Raw genomic sequence first — 18,141 nt, 5'->3', positions numbered from 1 at the left:
CTACCGAGAAAGTCGAGATGAAGCCGCGAATAACGGGTGATGCGTACTATGTACACTACTTAGGTCACGAGTCAATGCCCCGGATCGGAATTCCGGCTCGGAGATCGCTCAGAGAGCCAGAACCAGCCGGGCCGAGAGGCAGCGCGAGACGCAGGGCATCATCGTCCTTCCGGCCTCCCGCTCCGCCTCGGTCAGCAGCCCGTCCCGATGGTCCGGAACCCCTGCCAGCACGGGCGTCTCGCAGCTTCCGCAGATGCCCTCGCGGCAGGCGTTCGGTACCTGGACGCCGGCGCGCTCCAGGGCGTCCATGACGGTCTCGTCCGCCTCGACCTCGATCGTCAGCCCGGACCGCGCGCACTCCACCTCGAACGCGGTGTCGTCCGCCGGACCGCGCGGCGCCGCGGCGAAGCGCTCGACGTGCAGGCTGCCGTCCGGCCACGCCGCGCACCGCTTCTCGACCGCCGCGAGCAGGCCCTCCGGACCGCAGCAGTAGACGGCGGTGCCCTCCTGCGGCGTGCCGAGCAGGGCATCGAGGTCCGGACGCCCGGCGCGGTCCTCGGGGACGACCGTCACCGCGTCCCCGTACCGGGCGAGTTCGGGCAGGAACGCCATGGAGCTCCGGCTCCGGCCGCCGTAGACCAGCCGCCACGGGACGCCCCGGCCGGCGGCCCGCGCGATCATCGGCAGCAGCGGCGTGATCCCGATGCCGCCCGCCAGGAACAGGTACCGCGGCGCGTCCTCCAGCGGGAACCGGTTGCGCGGGCCGCGCACCCGCACCGTCTGGCCAGGACGCAACTCCTCGTGCACGAAGGCCGAGCCGCCCCGGCCGTCCGGTTCATAGAGGACGGCGATCCGGTACGTCCCGGACTCCCCCGGCTCACCGCACAGCGAGTACTGGCGGACCCATTTGCCGAGGTCGAGCTCCAGATGGGCGCCCGGTTCCCAGGGCGGCAGCGGCCCGCCGCCGAGCCCGGCCAGCGTGACCGACAGGACGCCGGCCGCCTCCCAGGTCATCGAGCGGACGAGCAGCTCGTGTTCGTTCTCCAGCATGGCTCGTACTATGTACGGTACTTTGCATGGCCGTCAAGAGCCGGGCTTGACAAGGCGGAATGGGCTCGTACAAAGTACGTAACATTGTTCAAGGAGGCACCGTTGACCACCGACGCCACGTCCCCCGGCCGCTCCCGGCCGCAGCGGCGGCAGCCCGGCCAGGACTGGTCGTCCTGGCCGACCTACGAGAGCGCCGTCCTCGGGTTCCGCGACCACTGGTACCCGGTCCTGTGGACCGAGCAGGTCGGCAAGAAGCCCGTAGCCGTCACCGTGCTCGGCGAGAACATCGCCCTCGTCCGCGAGGGCGAGGAGATCCACGCCCTGCACGACCGCTGCCCCCACCGCGGCGTGCCCCTCTCCCTGGGCCGGCGCCAGTTCCCCGGTACGGTCTCCTGCCCGTACCACGGCTGGACCTACGACCTGAAGGACGGGAACCTCTGCGGCGTCCTCACCGACGGCCCGGACTCGCCCATCAAGGGCCGCGTCAAAGTGCGGACCTACCCCGTCCAGCAGCGCTTCGGCCTCATCTGGGTGTACATCGGCGACGGCGACCCTCACCCCCTGAACGACGACCTCCCCGAGGAACTTCGGCACAACGCCCTCGTCATCGGCGGCCGCACCGACATCCGCAAGGGCAACTGGCGGTTCGCCGCCGAGAACGGGTTCGACGAGGGCCACGCCAAGTACCTCCACAACACGGCGCTGTGGCGGCTCTTCAAGGTGATGCCCGCCTGGAACAAGACCCGCGTCGTCGAACGCGGCGAATGGCTCGTCCGCGTCCAGGACGAGGTGCACTGGGAGGCCGACATGCCCGGCCTCGGCCTGTGGACGAACAAGCGCTGGTGGAAGCGGATGCCGCTGCCCGACGCCCCCGGCAAGGCCCAGAAGATCAACCCCGTGATCAAGGGCCTCGACCTGCCCGGCTTCGTCTCCATCCGGATGCCCGGCATCCTCCGCGTCGCCTACCCGCACTTCATCCACTACGAGTGGTACGTCCCGGTGGACGCCGACAACGTGCGGTACGTCCAGCTGATGGTCCGCTTCGAGACCGGTGCCCGCGCCGGCCTCTTCAAGGTCAAGTACCTCACCGCCGTCCGCTGGCTCTTCCACGGCCAGTTCACCGCGCAGGACGCCTGGATGGTCGACGTGATGGACGCCCCGCCGGAGAAGCTCTACCGCCCCGACCTGTCCCTCACCGCGTGGCGGCGCAAGGTCGAGCAGAGCAGGCCGAACGTCCAGCCGTACAAGCGCTAACCTCGCTCGGGAAACCGACGAGACACGGAGCGGCATGGCCAAGAAGGACGCGCGGACGCTCACCCGCGAACGCATCGTCGAGACCGCCGTGCGCATCGGCGACTCCGAGAGCCTGGACACCCTGACCGTCCGGCGCCTGGCCGGCGAACTGGGCGTCGGCGCGATGACCCTGTACAGCTACTTCCGCAACAAGGAGGAGATCCTCGACGCGATGGCCGACCACGTCCTCGGCGGGATGGAGCTCCCTCCCGCCGGGACGGACGACCCCGTCGACATCCTCGTGAGCTGCGGGCGGGCCTTCCGCGCGATGATGCTCGCCCACCCCTGCGTCGTCCGCCTGCTCTCCACCCGCGTCACCGACAGCATCGACGCCCTGGACGGCGCCATGGAGGACGTCCTGGCCCGCCTCGAATCCGCCGGCCTGAAAGGCGCCGAAGCAACCCGTGCCTACGGCGTCCTCATCACCTACGCCCTGGGCTTCTCCGGCTACCAGGCCCCTCGCACCTGGGGCGACGACCCGGAGGCCCGCCGCCAGCGCCACCACTTCTACGCCGGCCTCCCCGCCGACCGCTTCCCCACCACGGTGAGGCTCTCCGCGGACCTCCCGTCCCTGCCGTCCTCGGACCAGTTCGAATTCGGCCTGCACCTGATAGCCAAGGGCTTGGCCCCCACACCCTGAAATCCCCGGCACGCCGGACCGTGGCTGGCAGCATGGAAGGTGTGGACAGAGATGCCGTAGAACGGTGGGTCGCCGGGTACGAGCGGGCGTGGCGCACTCCCGGCACCGAGCCGCTCACCGACCTGTTCTCGCCGGACGTGTCCTACCTGCCATCACCGTGGGCACACCCGATCGTGGGCCTGCCCCGGCTCGGCCAGTGGTGGGACGCCGAACGCGACGGCCCCGACGAACCCTTCACGATGACGAGCGAGATCGTGGCCATCGACGGCGACAGAGCGGTCGTGCGCATCGAGGTCACCTACGAGCGCGACGACCTGGCACGCTGGCGCGACCTATGGATCATGCGCTTCGACACCGAAGGCCGCTGCACCCAGTTCGAAGAATGGCCCTTCACCCCAGACCAACCCGACGGACACTAATAGTGCTTGGTTAAGTGGTGGCCGTCTCGACCAGGGTCAGTGAACAATTTCCCACTGGAGTACGCCGGCTTCGACCTGGGGGCGGTAGCGTCGGATGTAGCGCGCCTGCTCGGTCGCTTCGGCGATATCGGCGATCATCGCGGCGAGTGAAGGCCACAGGTCCCGTCATGCAGGGATAGCAGCCTCACCAGATCAGACGGAAAGGCCGTGCCGATCTGTTCCTCGGCGGCCGCGATATGCGCCGACTCGGCCGGCGCCCTCAAGGTGGCGTGAGTGACCGGGGCATGGTCGGCCAGCCACGCCTCGAAACGCACCCAGGACTCTTCGATGGAGGGGGTCATGGTCATGCGTCGAATGATGGCAGCCGCCACCGACATATACTCCGACCCCCGAAGACTCCCAAAGGCTCGTGCCTTTCGGTGCGGCGAATGGTGGGTGTGAGGACAGGCTTATGACTTGATGCCTTGTTCTGTCAGGGTCGGCTATCAGAGCGTTGCGGTCGGGTTTGCCGACGGGGGGGGTAAGCGGCAGGCGCTCCACGATTACTACGTGGTCGGGGCGTTTCGGGTCGGCCACTCTGGTGCGGCAGTGCCGGTGGACGTCCTCGGGCGTGCAGGTGCCGACCACGGCCGCCGCCACCCGCTCGCCGCGGGTCCGGTCCGGTACGCCGACGTCGGCAACGCCGGGGCAGGTGCGGATGGCGTTCTCCAGGTCGCCGGTGTGCAGCCTGCCGTCGCGGCGGAGGCGGGTCTGGGAATCGATACCGGTCTGGTTGTGAGGCTTTCTCGGATTTGGTGGTCGTGGTTCTATGAGCACCAAGTAAGCGTTCGGGGGCCAGTGCGGAGCGCCGAGCGAGGGAGTACCGGATGGGCCCGCGGATTCTCATGAGGTTGTGGGTGCCGCCGGCGGCCGCGATCGTGCTGGTCCTCGGCCTGGTACAGGTGGCACAGGCGCACATCGAGCGGCCGTCGTACTGGCCGTCTCCCGGTCCCGACTGTTCCGTCAGCCCGTGCGCGGGCGGGAAGGTGCCGACACCGCGGAGCCTGGCGTCGGCGGTCGAGAACGCCCCGCGGAGCACGACCCGGGTGGTGTGCCGGCCGGATTCCCTCGAACGGCTGGACGCCTCGATCAAGCGGGCGCTGAAGTCGGGCTACGACATCCGCCCGCACGACCACCGGGCTTTCGGCGCTGCCGAGGCGCGGGAGCTGAAGCGGATCAACCGGGCGCTGTTCGACCGGTGCCGGTACAGCGAGATCCAGCCCGCGGTGACCGATTCGCGGAACAACGACCGGGTCGTGGTGCTGCCGGGTCTCTACACCGAGCCCACGGCGCGGAAGAAGCCGACCCACGACCCCGCGTGCGAGCAGTACAAGCTGAGCACGGGCGCGTACTCCTACCTCGGCGAGTACACCTGCCAGAACGACGCCAACCTGATCGCCGTGCTCGGACGGGCTCCCGGCGGCGGCGAGGACCCGGATCCGCCGCTCGTCGACCGGCACGGCATCCCCAACCTGGGCGCGTGCGTGCGCTGCAACCTCCAGCTCGAAGGGTCGGGCGTGAGCGCCGACGACGTGGTCGTGGACGCCGGCGATCCGTCGACCGGCAACGGCGGCCCGCGCAACTCGGCGAAGGACGTGGGCATCCGTGCCGACAGGGCCGACGGCTTCGTCCTGCGGAACGTGACGGTCCGGCACGCTGAAGAACACAACATCTACGTACTGGAGAGCAACGGGTACCTGCTGGACAGATTCAAGACCTTCTACGCGGGCGAGTACGGCGTGCTCACCTTCGTCGAAGACCACGGTGTGATTCAGAACTGCGAGGCGGTCGGGAACGGCGACTCCGGGCTGTATCCCGGGTCGGGCGCGAAGACCGCGGCCGGACGCGACGAGAAGGTCTACCCGACCGCGCGCTACAGCCAGCAGATTCGGTACTGCGACTCGCACCACAACACCAGCGGTTATTCAGGCACCGACGGCAGCGCGACCTGGGTGCACCACAACAACTTCTACGACAATGCCCTCGGGTTCACCACGGACGTGTTCACCGCCGCCGGGCATCCCGGTTTCCCGCAGCAGGGCGACCTCATCGAGCACAACGACTTCTTCTCCAACAACTTCAACCCGTACCTGGCTGACAGCGACGTGGTGCCGACGGTGCCGGTCCCGGTGGGGAGCGGAATGTGGATCGCCGGCGGTGACGACAACGTCGTCCGCAATAACAGCTTCCGCGACAACTGGCGGCGTGGGGCCATGCTCTTCGCCGTGCCGGACGCGTTCGTCTGCTCCGATCAGCCCATGACAGGCTGCGACCCGCTGAAGTTGTCCACCTCGCACCGCAACCAGTTCTACGGCAACCGGATGGCAGGCAACGGCCTGGACTTCTGGTGGGACGCATTCCCCGGCAATTTCGGCAACTGCTGGTATTCCAACGGAACCGTCACCACGTCACCGGCCAACCTGCCCGACTGCCTGAACGGGAAGGCGCCGTTCCTCAGCATCGGGTTCGGCAACCTGGGCAACGAACTCGAACTGCTCACCTGTATGGCCAACTTGAAGCCCGGCGGCCCGTGCCCCTGGTTCACGACCCCCGAGGCCCCCGCCCCGGCCGCGTCCAGGGCGGCGCCCGCCGGCGACCCCCACGATCACGGGGCGAGCGAACTCGACGACGCGATGCTCGCCGCGATGACCTGCCATTCCTGGCAGGAGATGGCGACCGGCCGGCGCGACCACATGCTGGACAAGATGGCGGTGTTCATGGGTGGCCAGATCGACCATCCCGGGGCGCGCGGCACGACGCTGAGCAACAAGAAGGCGACCAGCATGCTCGACAACGCCTGCGGGCTGCCCTTCGCGGGCCCGTTCAAGCTCTACAAGCTCTACGCCCGAGCGGCGGCCTTCCCCCTACAACTCCCATAACGTCTCAAAGGGACCAGGAGCATGAGGCGCGGCCTCGCGATTCCGCGCGCTACTTTTGGGGGCAATTGCCGGGTGATGGCGGGCTGGCGGGCCCCGGGGCGGCCCCGGTGAAGTTCGGTGGGCGGCGCTGGGAGGAGGCGGTCAGTCCTTCGGCGAAGTCGGGGGTGGTTCGCAGGCGGGTTTGCTCCTGGTTCTCACGACTCATGGCGCCGGCTACCCGATCGACCAGCTCCTGTCGCATGGTTCGTTTGATGCTCGCCACTGCCAGGGGTGCGGCGGATGCCATTCGGTCGGCAAGGCGCATCGCCGTTCGGCGGATGTCATCGTCGTCGGTCAGTTCGTCGAGAAGGCCGGAGCGGTGGGCTTCCTCGCCTTTGAAGCGGCGTCCGGTGAGCAGGTAGTCGAGGGCCTTCTGGTGTCCGACGACGAGTGGGAGGGTCACTGAGATGCCGAAGCCCGGGTGGAAGCCCAGGCGGCTGAAGTTGGCGGCGAATCGTGAGCCCGCGCCACCGACCCGGAAGTCGGCGGAGAGTGCCAGGCCCAGCCCCCCGCCGATCGCCGCGCCCTGCACCGCGGCCACGACCGGGGTCCGGCAGCGGAACAGGCGGAGGGCTTGGGAATAGAGTTCGGACGCGTCGTCCAGAACAGCGTCAGAGCGGCTGAAGTCGGCACCGGCGCAGAAGTGCCTTCCCTGTGAGCAGAGAACGATCGCACGGCATGAGCGGTCGCGATCCAGAGCCTCGTAGGTGTCGGCGAGTTGAGCGATCAGAGCCGTGTCGAAGTGATTCGACGGGGGACGCCGGAGTTCGACCACGGCGGTGTGGCCCGCGATGTCGGTGTGGACGTCTTTCATGGCCGGGCCAACCGGTCCAGATGGGTGGCGGGGTCGCCGAGCAGGTGTTGAGCCGCCTTGGCCCGCCGGTAGTAGAGATGAAGGCCGTACTCCCAGGTGAATCCCATGCCGCCGTGAAGGTGGATGGCCTGATCGGCGGCTTGGAAGGCCGTCATCGAGGCGAGGGCGAGCGCGGCGGCCGCGGGGAGTTCGGCGGGTTCGGAATCGGCCGCCCGAGCGGCGTGACGAACCGCTGACTCGGCCAGTTCGCAGTCGACGTAGAGGTCGGCCAGGGCGTGCTTGACCGCCTGGAACGAGCCGATCGGCCTTCCGAACTGCACGCGGGTTCGCGCGTACCGCACGGTCATGTCCAGGCATCTGCGAGCCACTCCGAGTTGTTCGGCGGCGAGGCCGACGGCCGTCAGGTTCCAGGCGGCGTCGAGCGCCCGCGGCAGGTCGGGGCAGGGCAGCGGGCGGCCCGCGGCGCCGGCGAGCTCGATCCGGGCGGCGCCCCGGGTGAGATCGAGCGTGGTCAGGGTCCGCCGGACCAGGTCGTCGGCGTCCACGGCGAAGACCGCGCGGTGGTCGGCGACGACCAGGAAGACGTCGGCGAGGTCTCCGTCGACCACGCACGGTACCCGTCCGTGCAGGCGGCCGTCCGCGTCGGCCGTGATGGGCCCGGCCGCGGGGTCCCACCACGGGGCCGCGGCGACGATCTTTTCTCCGGAGGCGATTCCGGCCGGCAGGTCGGTCCCGTCCAGTTGGAGGAGGAGGCTCGCGGCGAGCACCGAGGAGGACAGGAACGGGGCGGGGAGCAGCGCGGCCCCCATCTCTTCGAGGACGACGGTCAGCTCGGCGGCCCCCGCCCCCGCACCACCGTGCCGTTCCGGCACGATGAGGCCGGTCACGCCCAGGTCCTCGGCCAGGCGGCGCCATGTCTCCCGATCCGGCCCGGCGGCGGGTGGCGGGGCCCCGGCCAGGAACCGGCGTGTGGCGTCGCGGAGTTGCTCCTGCTCGGCGGTCGGTACCAGGCTCATGCGGTTCCTCTCGCACGCGACTCCGAGAAGGGGACGTCGCGGTCGGTGGCGGGCTCGCGAGGCAGGCCGAGTACCCGGTCGCCGATGATCTGCCGCTGGATCTCGTCGGTGCCTCCGGCGATGCGGGCGGACGGAGCGTCCAGGAGGGCGGCGGCGAGCCGGGCCGCGGCGCCGTCCTCCGGTTCCCACGCCAGCCCGGTATGGCCGGCGATGTCGGCGATGGCGTCGGCGGAGAGGCGGGCGAGCCGTCCGGCGGCCAGCTTGCCCGCCGAGCCGCGGGGGCCGATGGGACGGCCCGCGCGCGCCTCCTCTCCCAGCCTGGCGGCCAGCAGTTCCGCGAGCCGCTCCGCCCGGTAAACCTCGGCCAGGCGGCGGCGGACGTGCCGGTCATCGGCGACGCCCCGGGCACGGGCCAGTGCGGCGAGCGCGGTGTGGGAGGCCGGGTGGTCGCGTGGAAGGCGCAGGTCGGAGATGGTGATCCGCTCGTGGCCGAGCATCCGCACCGCCGCGTCCCAGCCTTCGCCGACCGCGCCGACCACGGCGCCGGCGGGTAGCCGGACGCCGTCGAAGAACACCTTGTTGAAGCGAACGGTGCCGGTCATGTCGCGCAGCGGCCTGACCTGGACGCCCGGGGAGCCCATGTCCATGACGAACATCGTGATTCCCCGGTGTTTGGGCACGTCGGGGTCGGTGCGCGCCAGCACCGCCCCCCACTCGGCGTACTCGGCCCGGGACGTCCACACCTTCTGGCCGTGCAGAAGCCAGCCGTCGCCGTCCCGCCGCGCCCGCGTGGTCAGGCCGGCGACGTCCGAGCCCGCGTCGGGTTCGGAGAAGAGCTGGCACCAGATCTCGTCGCCGCGCAGCATCGGCCGCAGGAAGCGCCGTTTCTGCTCGGCGGTGCCGAGGTCCTGCAGTGTGGGGCCGACCATGCCGAGCCCGATGAGGAAGGGTCTGGCAGGCAGCGCGTAGTCCCTGGCCAGTTCGTCGAACGTGCGCTGTTCCACCTGGGTGAGTCCCTGGCCGCCGTGCTCGGTGGGCCAGGCGATGCCGGCGAATCCGGCCCCGTGCAGCTCCGCCTGGAAGAGCCGCGCCTCCGCCACGCCGGTGACGGGCTCGCGGGGGGCGTGCTCGGCCAGCCAGGCGGCGGCCCGGGCGGAGAAGTCCTCGGTCATCGGCCCTCCTTGGGGCGGTCGGCCAGGACGAGTGTCGCGGCGGAGGTGAAGATGCCGCCCACTCCCTGGACGACACTGATCTCCACTCCGTCCACCTGCCGGTGCGCGTCTCCGCGCAGTTGCCGGACGGACTCCTGGATCGCGAACATGCCGTACATGCCGGTGTGCGTGTAGCAGAGGCCGCCGCCGTTGGTGTTCATCGGCAGGGAACCGCCGGGGGCCGTGTTGCCGTCCGCCACGAAGGCGCCCGCCTCGCCGCGGCCGACGAATCCGAGGTCCTCCAGCCCGTAGAGCGGCAGGTGCGCGAACGGGTCGTAGACCATCAGATGGTCGACGTCGGCGACGGTGACGCCGGCCTGCGCGAACGCCCGGCGGCTCGACTCGCGGAAGGCCCGGGAGGACGTGAGGTCCTCCATGTGGGCGACCAGCGGGCTCTCCCCCGCCTCGCCCGCCCCCAGCAGATGGACGGGCGTGCGCGGCAGGTCGGCGGCGCGTTCGGCGGCGGTCAGCACCAGGGCCGCTCCGCCGTCGGTGACGGGGCAGCATTCCAGCTTGTGGAACGGCCAGGCGACGACTCTGGAGGCGAGCACGTCCTCGACGGTGAACTCCTCGGCCCGCCAGGCCCTAGGGTTGCCGTGCGCCCAGCGGCTCTGCACGGCGGGGACGGCGGCCATCTGCTCGCGCGTGGTGCCGGTCTCGTGCAGGAAGCGCAGGGCGGGAAGGGTGAAGGCGGTGACCGCGCCGCGCACCCCGTACGGCGCCTCGAACTGGCGGGACAGGGAATCGGGCGGTGTGCGCCGTGACGGCCGTCCGATCCGCGACCGTCCGGATTCGCCGTGCAGGACCAGCACGGTGGTGCACAGCCCCGCGTCGATGGCCGCCGCCGCGTGGCCGACGTGCACCAGGAACGAGCAGCCGCCCACGGTGGTGCCGTCGTGCCAGGACGGGGTGACGCCGATGTGGTGCGCGATGTCGATCGGCGAATGCCAGGCGGTGGCGATGCCGTCCACGTCGGCCGGGGTCAGTCCGGCGTCGGCCAGCGCCATGGCGGCCGCGCGGGCGTGCAGGTCCGGCTCCGACAGGTGGGGAAGGACGCCGACGTCGGTCTCCGCGGCCCCCACGATCGCCACCCCTCGCGGTTTCACGGGCCTGCCTCCGGCACCGGCTGGAACAGGGGCAGCGCCTGGTCTCCACGCGGCTCGATGACCAGTTCCAGCGGCAGGTCCAGCGGGAGGGCGCGGGGATCGGGCGGCACGTCGACGAGGTTGGTGATCATGCGTGGGCCCTCGTCCAGCTGCACGATCGCGATGACGTAGGGGACGTCGCCGGCGTATCCCGGAGCGGGGACGTGGTTGATGACGTACGAGCTGAGCCTGGCGCGTCCGCTCACGGGAGTCCATTCGAGGCGGGACGAGCCGCAGAAGGGACAGGCGATACGCGGGTAGAACACGTGCCGGACACAGTCTTCGCAGCGTTGAAGGCGCAGTTCACCGGCTCTGGTGCCGTCCCAGAAGGGCTGCGTGGCCGGAGTGGGGACGGGCACCGGGCGGCTGTCGGCGGCCACCGGTCAGCCCGTCCGGACGGAGCCGAGGGCGGGTGCGGCGTTGGGCCGGGCCCGTTCGATCAGTGCGGGGAGCACCTCGCCGAGTTCGCCCGGATCCCAGCGTTCGGGGCGGTCGATCGACGGGCCCGGCCGCCAGCCCTCGGCGACGGTGATCGCGTTGCCCCGGACGCCGAACATGCGGCCCGTGACGCCCCGGGAGTGCGGGCTCGCCAGCCACACCACCAGGGGGGCGATGGTGGCCGGGTCGCGCAGCGGGTCCGCCTCCCGGCCCGCGTAGGCGGAGAGGCCGGCGGTCAGGCGGGACGCGGCGGCCGGGTACACGCAGTTGACGGTGACGCCGTACCGTTCCAGTTCCAGGGCGGCGGTGAGGGTGAACCCGGCGATCCCGGCCTTCGCGGCGGCGTAGTTGCACTGGCCGGGGTTGCCGAACAGGCCGCTGGACGAACTGGTGTTGATCAGGCGAGCGTCGACCGGCCCGTCCGCTTTGGCGCGGGTCCGCCAGTGGGCCGCGGCGTGCCGCGAGACGGCGAAGGTGCCGCGCAGGTGCACGCGGACGACGTCGTCCCAATCGGACGCCGTCATGTTCACCAGCATCCGGTCGCGGAGGATGCCGGCGTTGTTGATCACGATGTCGAGGCCGCCGAACTCGCGTACCGCGGTCCCCACCAGGCGCCCGGCCGCCTCGTGGTCGGCGACGTCGTCGGTGCTCGCGACCGCGCGTCCACCGGAGGCCCGGATCTCCTCGGCGACGGCGAGGGCGGGACCGGGGTCGGCGCCGGAGCCGTCCCGGGCGCCCCCGAGATCGTTGACCACGACGGCCGCTCCCTGCCGGGCCAGCTCCAGGGCGTACGCCCGGCCGATTCCCCGGGCGGCGCCGGTGACGATGGCCACGCGTCCCTTGCACAGGTCGGTCATTCCGCTGTCCTTCCTTCCTGACAGGTCGTTCACTGGTGGGCCGTCCCGTCGCGAAGCAGCTCGGCGGTCTGCGCCGCGCTGTGGCCCAGTTCGCCGAGCACGGCCGCGGTGTCGGCTCCCCGGGGCCTGGCGGGGTGTGCGCCCGGCCCGGGGTCCGTGACAGCGCGATGGGCACGCCGAGTTCCCGGCGACTGCCGGTGACGGCGACGAGGCCCCGGTGCCGCACCCGGGCTTCGGCCAGGGCTTCGGGGACGGTGTCGACGGGAGCGGCGTTGGCCGCCAAGAACACAGCACGTCCCGCCCGCTGGGTGGGACAGATCAGGGCAGATGTGGCGCTTGCCGCGGTTGATGCCGTCGAAGTAGCCGCTCGTGCCGTCGCCGAAGGGCCCGTCGAGGGCTCCGGTCATCGTCATGCCTCCCCGCAGGCCACGGCCCAGGCGTTGCCGCCCATCGCGGCGGCGACGCGGTCCCGCCAGCGGGCCTCGGATCCGTACTCGTCACGCCATGACCACAACCGCAGGGTGAGGCGCCGCAGGACGTGCTCGCGGGTCACCCCGATGGCGCCGTGGATCTGGTGGGCCGTCGCCGCCGCCGCGCCCGCCGCGCGGCCCGCATCGGCCTTGGCGCAGGCCACGGCGGTCCCGGCGGCCGGACCGCCGGCGCCGAACGCCACCGTGGCCGCCTCGGCGCCGGTCTCCAGCAGCATCACCTCGCCTGCGAGTTCGGCCAGAAGCTGCTGGACGGCCTGGAACCGCGCGATGGGCCGGCCGAACTGCTCGCGTTCGGCGGCGTGGCGCAGCGAGAGGTCCAGGACGCGACGCGCCGCCCCGGCCATGGCGATGGTCCTTGCCAGGGCTCCGTGCAGCATCAGGTCGGACGGAGTGAACGGGGACGGCACGGCATCGACGGCGACGGCGTCCAGCGTGATGTCGTCACGCGGCTCTCCGGCGAGGTTGCGGCCCGGCTCGACGGACACCGCGCAGCGTTCGACCAGCGCGGCCAGCGTCCCCTCCGGGCCCTCGACCGCCAGTGCGATGCGGTCGGCGTGCGCGGCCCAAGGGACGCGGCTCAGCCGGCCGCTCAGCCGCCAGCCCGCGCCGTCCCGTTCGGCCCGGACCTCGCCCGGCCACGGCCCGCCGCGCACCGACCCGGCGGCCGTGAGCGGCCCCGGCGGGACGGGCAGCCCGGCGGCGCTCAGCAGGCGCCCGGCCAGCCAGGTCTCGGCCAGCGGAACGGCGGCCGCGTGATACCCGGCCGCACGGAGGACGGCGGCCGCGTCGGCGAGGCCGCCGCCGGCGCCTCCGGAACGCTCGGGTATGCCGATGGCCGTCAGGCCCGCTTCGTACAGGGCGGGCCAGGCGTCGCCGGCCCGCTCGACGAGGATCCGGTTCACGGTGTCGTCGAGCAGCGCCATCAGCGGACTCCCAGCTCGCGGGCGACGATGCCGCGCAGGATCTCCGTGGTGCCGCCGCGGAGGGTGAACCCGGGTGCCTGCACGACGGCCTCGGCGAGGGCGCGGGCCAGCGGGGCGGGTGAGTCCGGATCGGGCTCGACCGGGATGTGGGCTCGCACGACGTCGATGACCTCCCGTTCGAAACGGGTGCCGAGATCCTTGACCAGCGCCGCCTGCGCGCCGGCGCCGTCGCCTCGTTCGAGGGCCCCGGCGACCGCCATGGACGCCTGCCGCAGCGTCCACAGCCGGGCGAGCAGCCCGCCCAGGGCCCGGCGCGCGGCGTCATCGCCGGTCTGCGCGGCCGCCGCCCGGATCAGCGGGAACGTGCTGAGCATCCGCTCGGGGCCGCCGCGCTCGTGCGCCAGTTCCGCGGTGACCTGCCCCCAGCCCGCGCCGGGCCGGCCGAGGAGCATGCCGTCGGGCACGAACGCCTCGTCGAAGGTCACCTCGTTGAAGTGGTGCTCCCCCGCGAGCCCGCCGATCGGCCGGATCGTCACCGCCGGGTGGGGCAGCGTCACCAGGAACTGGCTCAGTCCGGCGCGGCGATCGGGGCCCGGGGGTGCGGTGCGGGCCAGCGCGAGGATGACGTGGGCGCGATGGGCTCCGCTGCTCCACACCTTGGTGCCCGTCAGCGACCATCCGTCGCGGACGCGACGGGCCCGGGTGCGCGCCGACGCCAGGTCGGAGCCGCTGTCGGGCTCGCTCATCCCGATGGCGAAGAAGCACTCGCCACGGACGATCGCGGGCAGGAACCGCCGCCGCTGCTCGGACGAGCCGTGCGCCACGAGGGCGGGCGCCATCTGCCGGTCGGCGACCCAGTGGGCGGCGACCGGGGCACCGGCCGCCAGCAGTTCCTCGATCACCGTGAACCGTTCCAGCGGGCCGCGGCCGTGCCCGCCGAGGCGGCGGGGCACGGTCATGCCGAGCCAGCCTCGCTCGCCCAGTCTCCGGCTGAAGGCGGGGTCGAAGCCGGTGAGCCAGCTGTCGCAGCGCGGGGTGAACTCCGCCCCCTCCAGGAAGGCCCGCACCTCCAGGCGCAGGTCCGTCGCGGCGGGCGCTGCGCCGGGGAGAGACAACCTCATGACGCGATGCCCTGTTCCGCCAGGGCGGCGACCAGCGCGTTGCGGTCGGGTTTGCCGACGGGGGTGAGCGGGAGGCGCTCCACGATCACTACTTCGTCGGGGCGTTTCGGGCCGGCCACTCTGGTGCGGCAGTGCCGGTGGACGTCCTCGGGCGTGCAGGTGCCGACCACGGCCGCCACCACCCGCTCGCCGAGGGTGCGGTCCGGTACGCCGACGACGCCGACGCCGGCAACGCCGGGGCAGGTGCGGATGGCGTTCTCCAGGTCGGCGGGGTGGATGTTGAAGCCGGCCCGGATGATCAGCTCCTTGCGGCGCCCGGCGATGCGCAGGTACCCGTCCTCGTCCTGGCTGCCCAGGTCGCCGGTGTGCAGCCAGCCGTCGCGGATCGCCTCGGCGGTGGCGGCCTCGTCCCTCCAGTAGCCCGCCATCACGGCGGGGCCTCGCACGATGATCTCGCCGATCCGGCCGGGCGGCGCGTCCCGCCCGTCCGGGTCGACGATGCGGACGTCGACGCCCTCGAACGGGACCCCGACGCTCCCCCGGCGGTGCGGCCGGGACGGCGAGTCGCCCGCGATGAGCGTTCCTGACTCGGTCAGCCCGTACCCCTCGATCACACGGACCGGGAGAGAGTTCTGGACGGTCTCGATGAGGTCGGGCGGGCAGGGTGCCCCGCCGACGTAGAGGGTGCGCAGGGTACGCAGCGCGCCCGAGTGGACGTGCCCCTGGTCGAGCAGGGCCTGGAGCATGGCCGGGACGACGTCCGCGACCGTCACGCCCTCCTCCCGGACCGTGGCGGCGAAGTCGTCCGGGTCGAAGCGCCGCCGGACCAGCAGGCGCAGCGGCCGCAGGTAGGTCACCAGGAAGGCGATCAGGCCAAACCCGTGCGAGAGGGGCAGGGTGACCAGGCTGACGTCCTCCGGCCGGGCGTCATCGGCGGTGGCGGCCATCGCGGCGGCGGCGGTGAGGTTGCGGTGGGTCAGCATGACGCCCTTGGATTGGCCGGTGGTGCCGCCCGTGAACAGCACGGCCGCGAGGTCGCCCTCGTCGTGTCCGCCCGGGACGACGTCCGCCGCCGACCCTGCCCACGGGACGTCGCCGCCGTCGCCGGCCAGCGGGAAGGTCCCGCCCGCCGCGGCGCGCGCCGCCCGGACGGTGTCCGCGGTGTCCGCGGAGACCAGGACGGCGGCGGGCTCGGCGCTTTCGAGGATGTGCGCGACCTCGTCCGGGACGAGGGCCGGCATCAGCGGGGTGATCGCGGCACCGGCCCGCCAGATCGCCTCGTACGCCACGAGGACGTCGACGCCGTTGGCCATCATGACCCCGACGCGGTCACCGCGCCGCACGCCCTGCGCCTGGAGGCCGCCGGCGAGCCGGCGGGCCCGCTCGGCGAGCCGGTGCCCCGTCCAGCCTCCGGTGTGGTCGGTGGCCCGGACCCGGTCGCCGTGTCCGGCGAGATAGGTGTCGATCAGCTCGACGATGTGCACGTCCGTCACTCCCCGTTCAGAACATCGCGATGTTGAGGCCGCCGTCGACGACGAGCTCGGCGCCGGTCACGTAGGACGCCTCGTCGGAGAGCAGGAAGACCACGCAGCGAGCGACCTCCCACGGGGTGCCGACCCTGCCCATGGGGATGCCGCCCGTCAGGTCCGGCACATGCTCGGCGGGGATCCCCGCGAGCGCCCGGCGCAGCATCGTCGAGTCGATGACGCCCGGGAGGACGGTGTTGACCCGGACGTTCATGGGCGCCGCGGTGGCGGCGGCGTGCCGGGACAGGCCAAGCAGCGCCGCCTTGCTGGTGTCGTAGGAGATCCCGGCGCCGCCGGTGCGGTAGGCGTTCAGCGAGGACATGTTCACCACGGCCCCGCCGCCCGCATCGGCCATCTCAGGCAGGGCGTGCCGGACGGTGAGCAGGTGGCCGCGCACGTTGACCCGCATGATCCGATCGAAGGTGTCCGCGTCGGTGTCGGCCACGCCGCCCGCGTCGGCGATGCCCACGTTGTTGACCAGCAGGTGCAGGGCGCCGAACGCCTCGACCGCCGCCGCGACCGCGGCCGCGCACTGCTCCGGGTCGGCCACGTCGCAGGCGACGGCCCTGGCCCTGCCACCGGCGTTCCTGATCTCCTCGGCCGTCGCCTCGGCGGCGTCGGCGCGCAGGTCGGCGACCATGACGGCGGCGCCCTCCGCGGCAGAGGCCAGCGCGGCGGCCCGGCCGTTGCCGATCGGCAGCCGCTCGCGGTCGCGCGGCGGCCCGTCCGAGCCGCCGCCGATCACCAGCAGCACCTTGTCGTCGAGTCGTCCCATGGGTTCGGTCCTTTCGGGGGGCGGAGGTCAGGCGTGCACCGCAGGGATGCGGCCGGCCCACGGCATCGCGGCCTCCAGCTGGGACGCGACCCGGATCAGCACGTCCTCGCGGCCGTGCGCGGCACCGAGCTGCACGCCGACGGGCATCCCGTCGGCGGCCCAGTGCAGGGGCAGGGAGATGGCGGGCTGCCCGCTGACGTTGAACGGGACGGTGAAGGTGCTCGCCTCCATGCCGAGGCTGGAGAACGGGTCCTCCTTCGTGGGGTTGAACAGGCCGAGCGGCGGCGTCTGGCCGGTGAGCGTGGGGGTCAGCAGCAGGTCCCACCCGTCGTCCTCCCACCACCGCTCGATCTCGCGACCCCGCTCGCGGAGCGCGTCGACTCCGGCGGCGTACTGGACGCCCGTGACGGTGCGGCCGACCTCGGTGTAGGCCCAGGTCTGCGGCTCCATGTCGTCCTCGGTGAGCGGCCGGCCGACCAGGCGGCCGAAGCGCTCGATCTCGCGGAGCACCACCACGCCGACGCACGGCATGAACTCCATCGGCCAGCTGCCCTGGCGGAGCACCTCGGGGTATCCGTCGCGCACGTCGTGGCCGAGCCCGGCGAGGACGTCGGCGGCGGCGCGGGCCGCGGCGGCGCATTCGGGGTCGACCGCGGTCTGCCCGGTGGGGTCCTCGGTGAGCACGCCGATGCGGAGCCGCCCCGGGTCGGCGCCGACCTCCCCGGCGAACGGGCCGGGCGGCGACCACGCGCCGAAGGCGTCGCCGGGCCGGTGGCCGCCGGTGACGTCCAGCAGCGCGGCGCAGTCCCGGACGCTCCGGGTCATCCATCCCTCGTGCGCCATGCCGGACACGTTGTCGGAGTCGATCACCTGGGGGCCCTGCGAGATCCGGCCCCGGGTGGGCTTGATCCCGACGATCCCGCACTTGGCCGCGGGCTCCCGGACGGACCCGCCGCCGTCGCTGCCGTGGGCGACCGGGACCAGGCCGGCCGCGACCGCGGCCGCGGCGCCGCCGCTGGATCCGCCGGTGGAGCGGGAGGTGTCCCACGGATTGCGGCATGTGCCCCAGCCCGCGGACTCGGTGGTGGCGACCAGGGCCATCTCGGAGGTGTTGGAGCGCCCGGCCAGCACGAACCCGGCGGCGCGCATCGCCTGGACGAGGTAGGTGTCGTGGTCGGCGCGCAGCCCGGCCGCGATGACGCCCTTGATGCCCGCGGCGTAGATGTCGCCTTTGGACGGCATGACCTCCTTGAGGAGGTACGGAACGCCGCGGAAGGGCCCGTCAGGGGCGTCCGCGGCCTCCGCGCGCGCCTTGCCGGCGAGCGTGACGACGACGGAGTTGAGCTGCGGGTCGACCTTGCCGATGCGGTCGAGCGTCTCCTCGACCAGCTCGCCCGGGGTGATCTCGTTCCGGCGAACGAGTTCTGCTAGGCCGGTTGCGTCGATGAATGCGTCAGGCATGAGG

17 protein-coding genes and 2 pseudogenes are annotated in these 18,141 nt (G+C 72.2%); 4 read left to right on the top strand and 15 right to left on the bottom strand.

Going from position 1 to position 18,141, the window contains the following annotated elements; all coding sequences use genetic code 11:
* Nucleotides 1-108: 108 nt before the first annotated feature.
* Nucleotides 109-1,050: a PDR/VanB family oxidoreductase gene (locus K8Z49_RS00220; protein ID WP_250362110.1), complete on the bottom strand. Its 942-nt coding sequence runs from the start codon at nucleotides 1,048-1,050 to the stop codon at nucleotides 109-111.
* A 102-nt stretch (nucleotides 1,051-1,152) separates the two neighbouring features.
* Here K8Z49_RS00220 and K8Z49_RS00215 point away from each other — a divergent pair, with 102 nt between their 5' ends.
* From K8Z49_RS00215 to K8Z49_RS00205, 3 genes are read left to right on the top strand one after another with little or no spacing between them, the layout of a single operon-like run.
* The gene (locus tag K8Z49_RS00215) at nucleotides 1,153-2,304 is read left to right on the top strand and encodes a Rieske 2Fe-2S domain-containing protein (RefSeq protein WP_412517296.1); all 1,152 of its coding nucleotides are present in this window, start codon (nucleotides 1,153-1,155) and stop codon (nucleotides 2,302-2,304) included.
* A gap of 34 nt (nucleotides 2,305-2,338) precedes the next feature.
* Nucleotides 2,339-2,983, top strand: a complete 645-nt coding sequence (locus tag K8Z49_RS00210; RefSeq protein WP_021596046.1) for a TetR/AcrR family transcriptional regulator — start codon at nucleotides 2,339-2,341, stop codon at nucleotides 2,981-2,983.
* A 41-nt stretch (nucleotides 2,984-3,024) separates the two neighbouring features.
* Entirely contained in the window at nucleotides 3,025-3,402 is a 378-nt protein-coding gene (locus tag K8Z49_RS00205; RefSeq protein ID WP_021596047.1) for a nuclear transport factor 2 family protein, read from the top strand.
* A gap of 134 nt (nucleotides 3,403-3,536) precedes the next feature.
* Here K8Z49_RS00205 and K8Z49_RS00200 read toward each other — a convergent pair whose 3' ends face one another.
* Both K8Z49_RS00200 and K8Z49_RS00195 read right to left on the bottom strand, forming a co-directional pair.
* Entirely contained in the window at nucleotides 3,537-3,749 is a 213-nt protein-coding gene (locus K8Z49_RS00200) for a hypothetical protein (RefSeq protein WP_412521350.1), read from the bottom strand.
* A gap of 181 nt (nucleotides 3,750-3,930) precedes the next feature.
* Nucleotides 3,931-4,218 (bottom strand): annotated as a pseudogene (locus tag K8Z49_RS00195) (AMP-binding enzyme); the annotation flags it as partial.
* A 50-nt stretch (nucleotides 4,219-4,268) separates the two neighbouring features.
* On the opposite strand from K8Z49_RS00195, the gene K8Z49_RS00190 reads away from it, so the two are divergent.
* On the top strand, nucleotides 4,269-6,320 hold the full coding sequence (locus tag K8Z49_RS00190) for a right-handed parallel beta-helix repeat-containing protein (RefSeq protein ID WP_412517295.1): 2,052 nt from the start codon (nucleotides 4,269-4,271) through the stop codon (nucleotides 6,318-6,320).
* A gap of 49 nt (nucleotides 6,321-6,369) precedes the next feature.
* Here K8Z49_RS00190 and K8Z49_RS00185 read toward each other — a convergent pair whose 3' ends face one another.
* From K8Z49_RS00185 to K8Z49_RS00130, 12 genes and pseudogenes are all read right to left on the bottom strand, one after another.
* Nucleotides 6,370-7,173: an enoyl-CoA hydratase/isomerase family protein gene (locus tag K8Z49_RS00185; RefSeq protein WP_412517293.1), complete on the bottom strand. Its 804-nt coding sequence runs from the start codon at nucleotides 7,171-7,173 to the stop codon at nucleotides 6,370-6,372.
* A complete protein-coding gene (locus K8Z49_RS00180; protein WP_021596050.1) occupies nucleotides 7,170-8,189 on the bottom strand; it encodes an acyl-CoA dehydrogenase family protein in 1,020 nt (339 codons plus the stop codon). Before K8Z49_RS00180 ends, K8Z49_RS00185 begins: the two co-directional genes overlap by 4 nt.
* Nucleotides 8,186-9,361 (bottom strand): acyl-CoA dehydrogenase family protein, encoded by a 1,176-nt coding sequence (locus K8Z49_RS00175; protein ID WP_412517291.1) that lies wholly within the window; start codon nucleotides 9,359-9,361, stop codon nucleotides 8,186-8,188. Before K8Z49_RS00175 ends, K8Z49_RS00180 begins: the two co-directional genes overlap by 4 nt.
* Nucleotides 9,358-10,506 carry a thiolase C-terminal domain-containing protein gene (locus K8Z49_RS00170; protein ID WP_412517290.1) on the bottom strand — a complete coding sequence of 383 codons (1,149 nt, stop codon included), beginning with the start codon at nucleotides 10,504-10,506 and terminating at the stop codon, nucleotides 9,358-9,360. Before K8Z49_RS00170 ends, K8Z49_RS00175 begins: the two co-directional genes overlap by 4 nt.
* A complete protein-coding gene (locus K8Z49_RS00165; RefSeq protein ID WP_021596053.1) occupies nucleotides 10,503-10,751 on the bottom strand; it encodes a Zn-ribbon domain-containing OB-fold protein in 249 nt (82 codons plus the stop codon). The genes K8Z49_RS00170 and K8Z49_RS00165 overlap by 4 nt, the downstream gene beginning before the upstream one ends.
* Before the next feature lie 21 nt (nucleotides 10,752-10,772).
* Nucleotides 10,773-10,904: pseudogene (locus K8Z49_RS00160) on the bottom strand (zinc ribbon domain-containing protein); the annotation flags it as partial.
* Nucleotides 10,905-10,928: 24 nt separating this feature from the next.
* Nucleotides 10,929-11,840 carry an SDR family oxidoreductase gene (locus K8Z49_RS00155; protein ID WP_412517288.1) on the bottom strand — a complete coding sequence of 304 codons (912 nt, stop codon included), beginning with the start codon at nucleotides 11,838-11,840 and terminating at the stop codon, nucleotides 10,929-10,931.
* Nucleotides 11,841-12,249: 409 nt separating this feature from the next.
* Nucleotides 12,250-13,254, bottom strand: coding sequence for an acyl-CoA dehydrogenase family protein (locus K8Z49_RS00150; RefSeq protein ID WP_412517287.1), 1,005 nt, complete (start codon nucleotides 13,252-13,254; stop codon nucleotides 12,250-12,252).
* A complete protein-coding gene (locus tag K8Z49_RS00145; protein ID WP_412517286.1) occupies nucleotides 13,254-14,375 on the bottom strand; it encodes an acyl-CoA dehydrogenase family protein in 1,122 nt (373 codons plus the stop codon). Before K8Z49_RS00145 ends, K8Z49_RS00150 begins: the two co-directional genes overlap by 1 nt.
* Nucleotides 14,372-15,859, bottom strand: coding sequence for a class I adenylate-forming enzyme family protein (locus K8Z49_RS00140; RefSeq protein WP_412517285.1), 1,488 nt, complete (start codon nucleotides 15,857-15,859; stop codon nucleotides 14,372-14,374). Before K8Z49_RS00140 ends, K8Z49_RS00145 begins: the two co-directional genes overlap by 4 nt.
* Before the next feature lie 16 nt (nucleotides 15,860-15,875).
* Nucleotides 15,876-16,676 carry an SDR family NAD(P)-dependent oxidoreductase gene (locus tag K8Z49_RS00135; protein ID WP_412517284.1) on the bottom strand — a complete coding sequence of 267 codons (801 nt, stop codon included), beginning with the start codon at nucleotides 16,674-16,676 and terminating at the stop codon, nucleotides 15,876-15,878.
* A 27-nt stretch (nucleotides 16,677-16,703) separates the two neighbouring features.
* Entirely contained in the window at nucleotides 16,704-18,137 is a 1,434-nt protein-coding gene (locus K8Z49_RS00130; protein ID WP_075023268.1) for an amidase, read from the bottom strand.
* Between the last annotated feature and the right edge of the window lie 4 nt (nucleotides 18,138-18,141).

The sequence above is a fragment of the Actinomadura madurae genome, from assembly GCF_047130825.1.
Taxonomy (GTDB): Bacteria; Actinomycetota; Actinomycetes; order Streptosporangiales; family Streptosporangiaceae; genus Spirillospora; species Spirillospora madurae.
The sequence above is the reverse complement of the archived record's forward strand: the minus strand, read 5'-3'. Positions and strand labels throughout refer to the sequence as shown.

Bases quoted from the DNA above. Each gene is read 5' to 3' on its own strand.
- K8Z49_RS00220 (WP_250362110.1), bottom strand. From the start codon at position 1,050: ATGCTGGAGAACGAACACGAGCTGCTCGTCCGCTCGATGACCTGGGAG.
- K8Z49_RS00210 (WP_021596046.1), top strand. From the start codon at position 2,339: ATGGCCAAGAAGGACGCGCGGACGCTCACCCGCGAACGCATCGTCGAG.
- K8Z49_RS00200 (WP_412521350.1), bottom strand. From the start codon at position 3,749: ATGACCATGACCCCCTCCATCGAAGAGTCCTGGGTGCGTTTCGAGGCG.
- K8Z49_RS00190 (WP_412517295.1), top strand. From the start codon at position 4,269: ATGGGCCCGCGGATTCTCATGAGGTTGTGGGTGCCGCCGGCGGCCGCG.
- K8Z49_RS00185 (WP_412517293.1), bottom strand. From the start codon at position 7,173: ATGAAAGACGTCCACACCGACATCGCGGGCCACACCGCCGTGGTCGAA.
- K8Z49_RS00180 (WP_021596050.1), bottom strand. From the start codon at position 8,189: ATGAGCCTGGTACCGACCGCCGAGCAGGAGCAACTCCGCGACGCCACA.
- K8Z49_RS00175 (WP_412517291.1), bottom strand. From the start codon at position 9,361: ATGACCGAGGACTTCTCCGCCCGGGCCGCCGCCTGGCTGGCCGAGCAC.
- K8Z49_RS00155 (WP_412517288.1), bottom strand. From the start codon at position 11,840: ATGACCGACCTGTGCAAGGGACGCGTGGCCATCGTCACCGGCGCCGCC.
- K8Z49_RS00150 (WP_412517287.1), bottom strand. From the start codon at position 13,254: ATGGCGCTGCTCGACGACACCGTGAACCGGATCCTCGTCGAGCGGGCC.
- K8Z49_RS00145 (WP_412517286.1), bottom strand. From the start codon at position 14,375: ATGAGGTTGTCTCTCCCCGGCGCAGCGCCCGCCGCGACGGACCTGCGC.
- K8Z49_RS00135 (WP_412517284.1), bottom strand. From the start codon at position 16,676: ATGGGACGACTCGACGACAAGGTGCTGCTGGTGATCGGCGGCGGCTCG.
- K8Z49_RS00130 (WP_075023268.1), bottom strand. From the start codon at position 18,137: ATGCCTGACGCATTCATCGACGCAACCGGCCTAGCAGAACTCGTTCGC.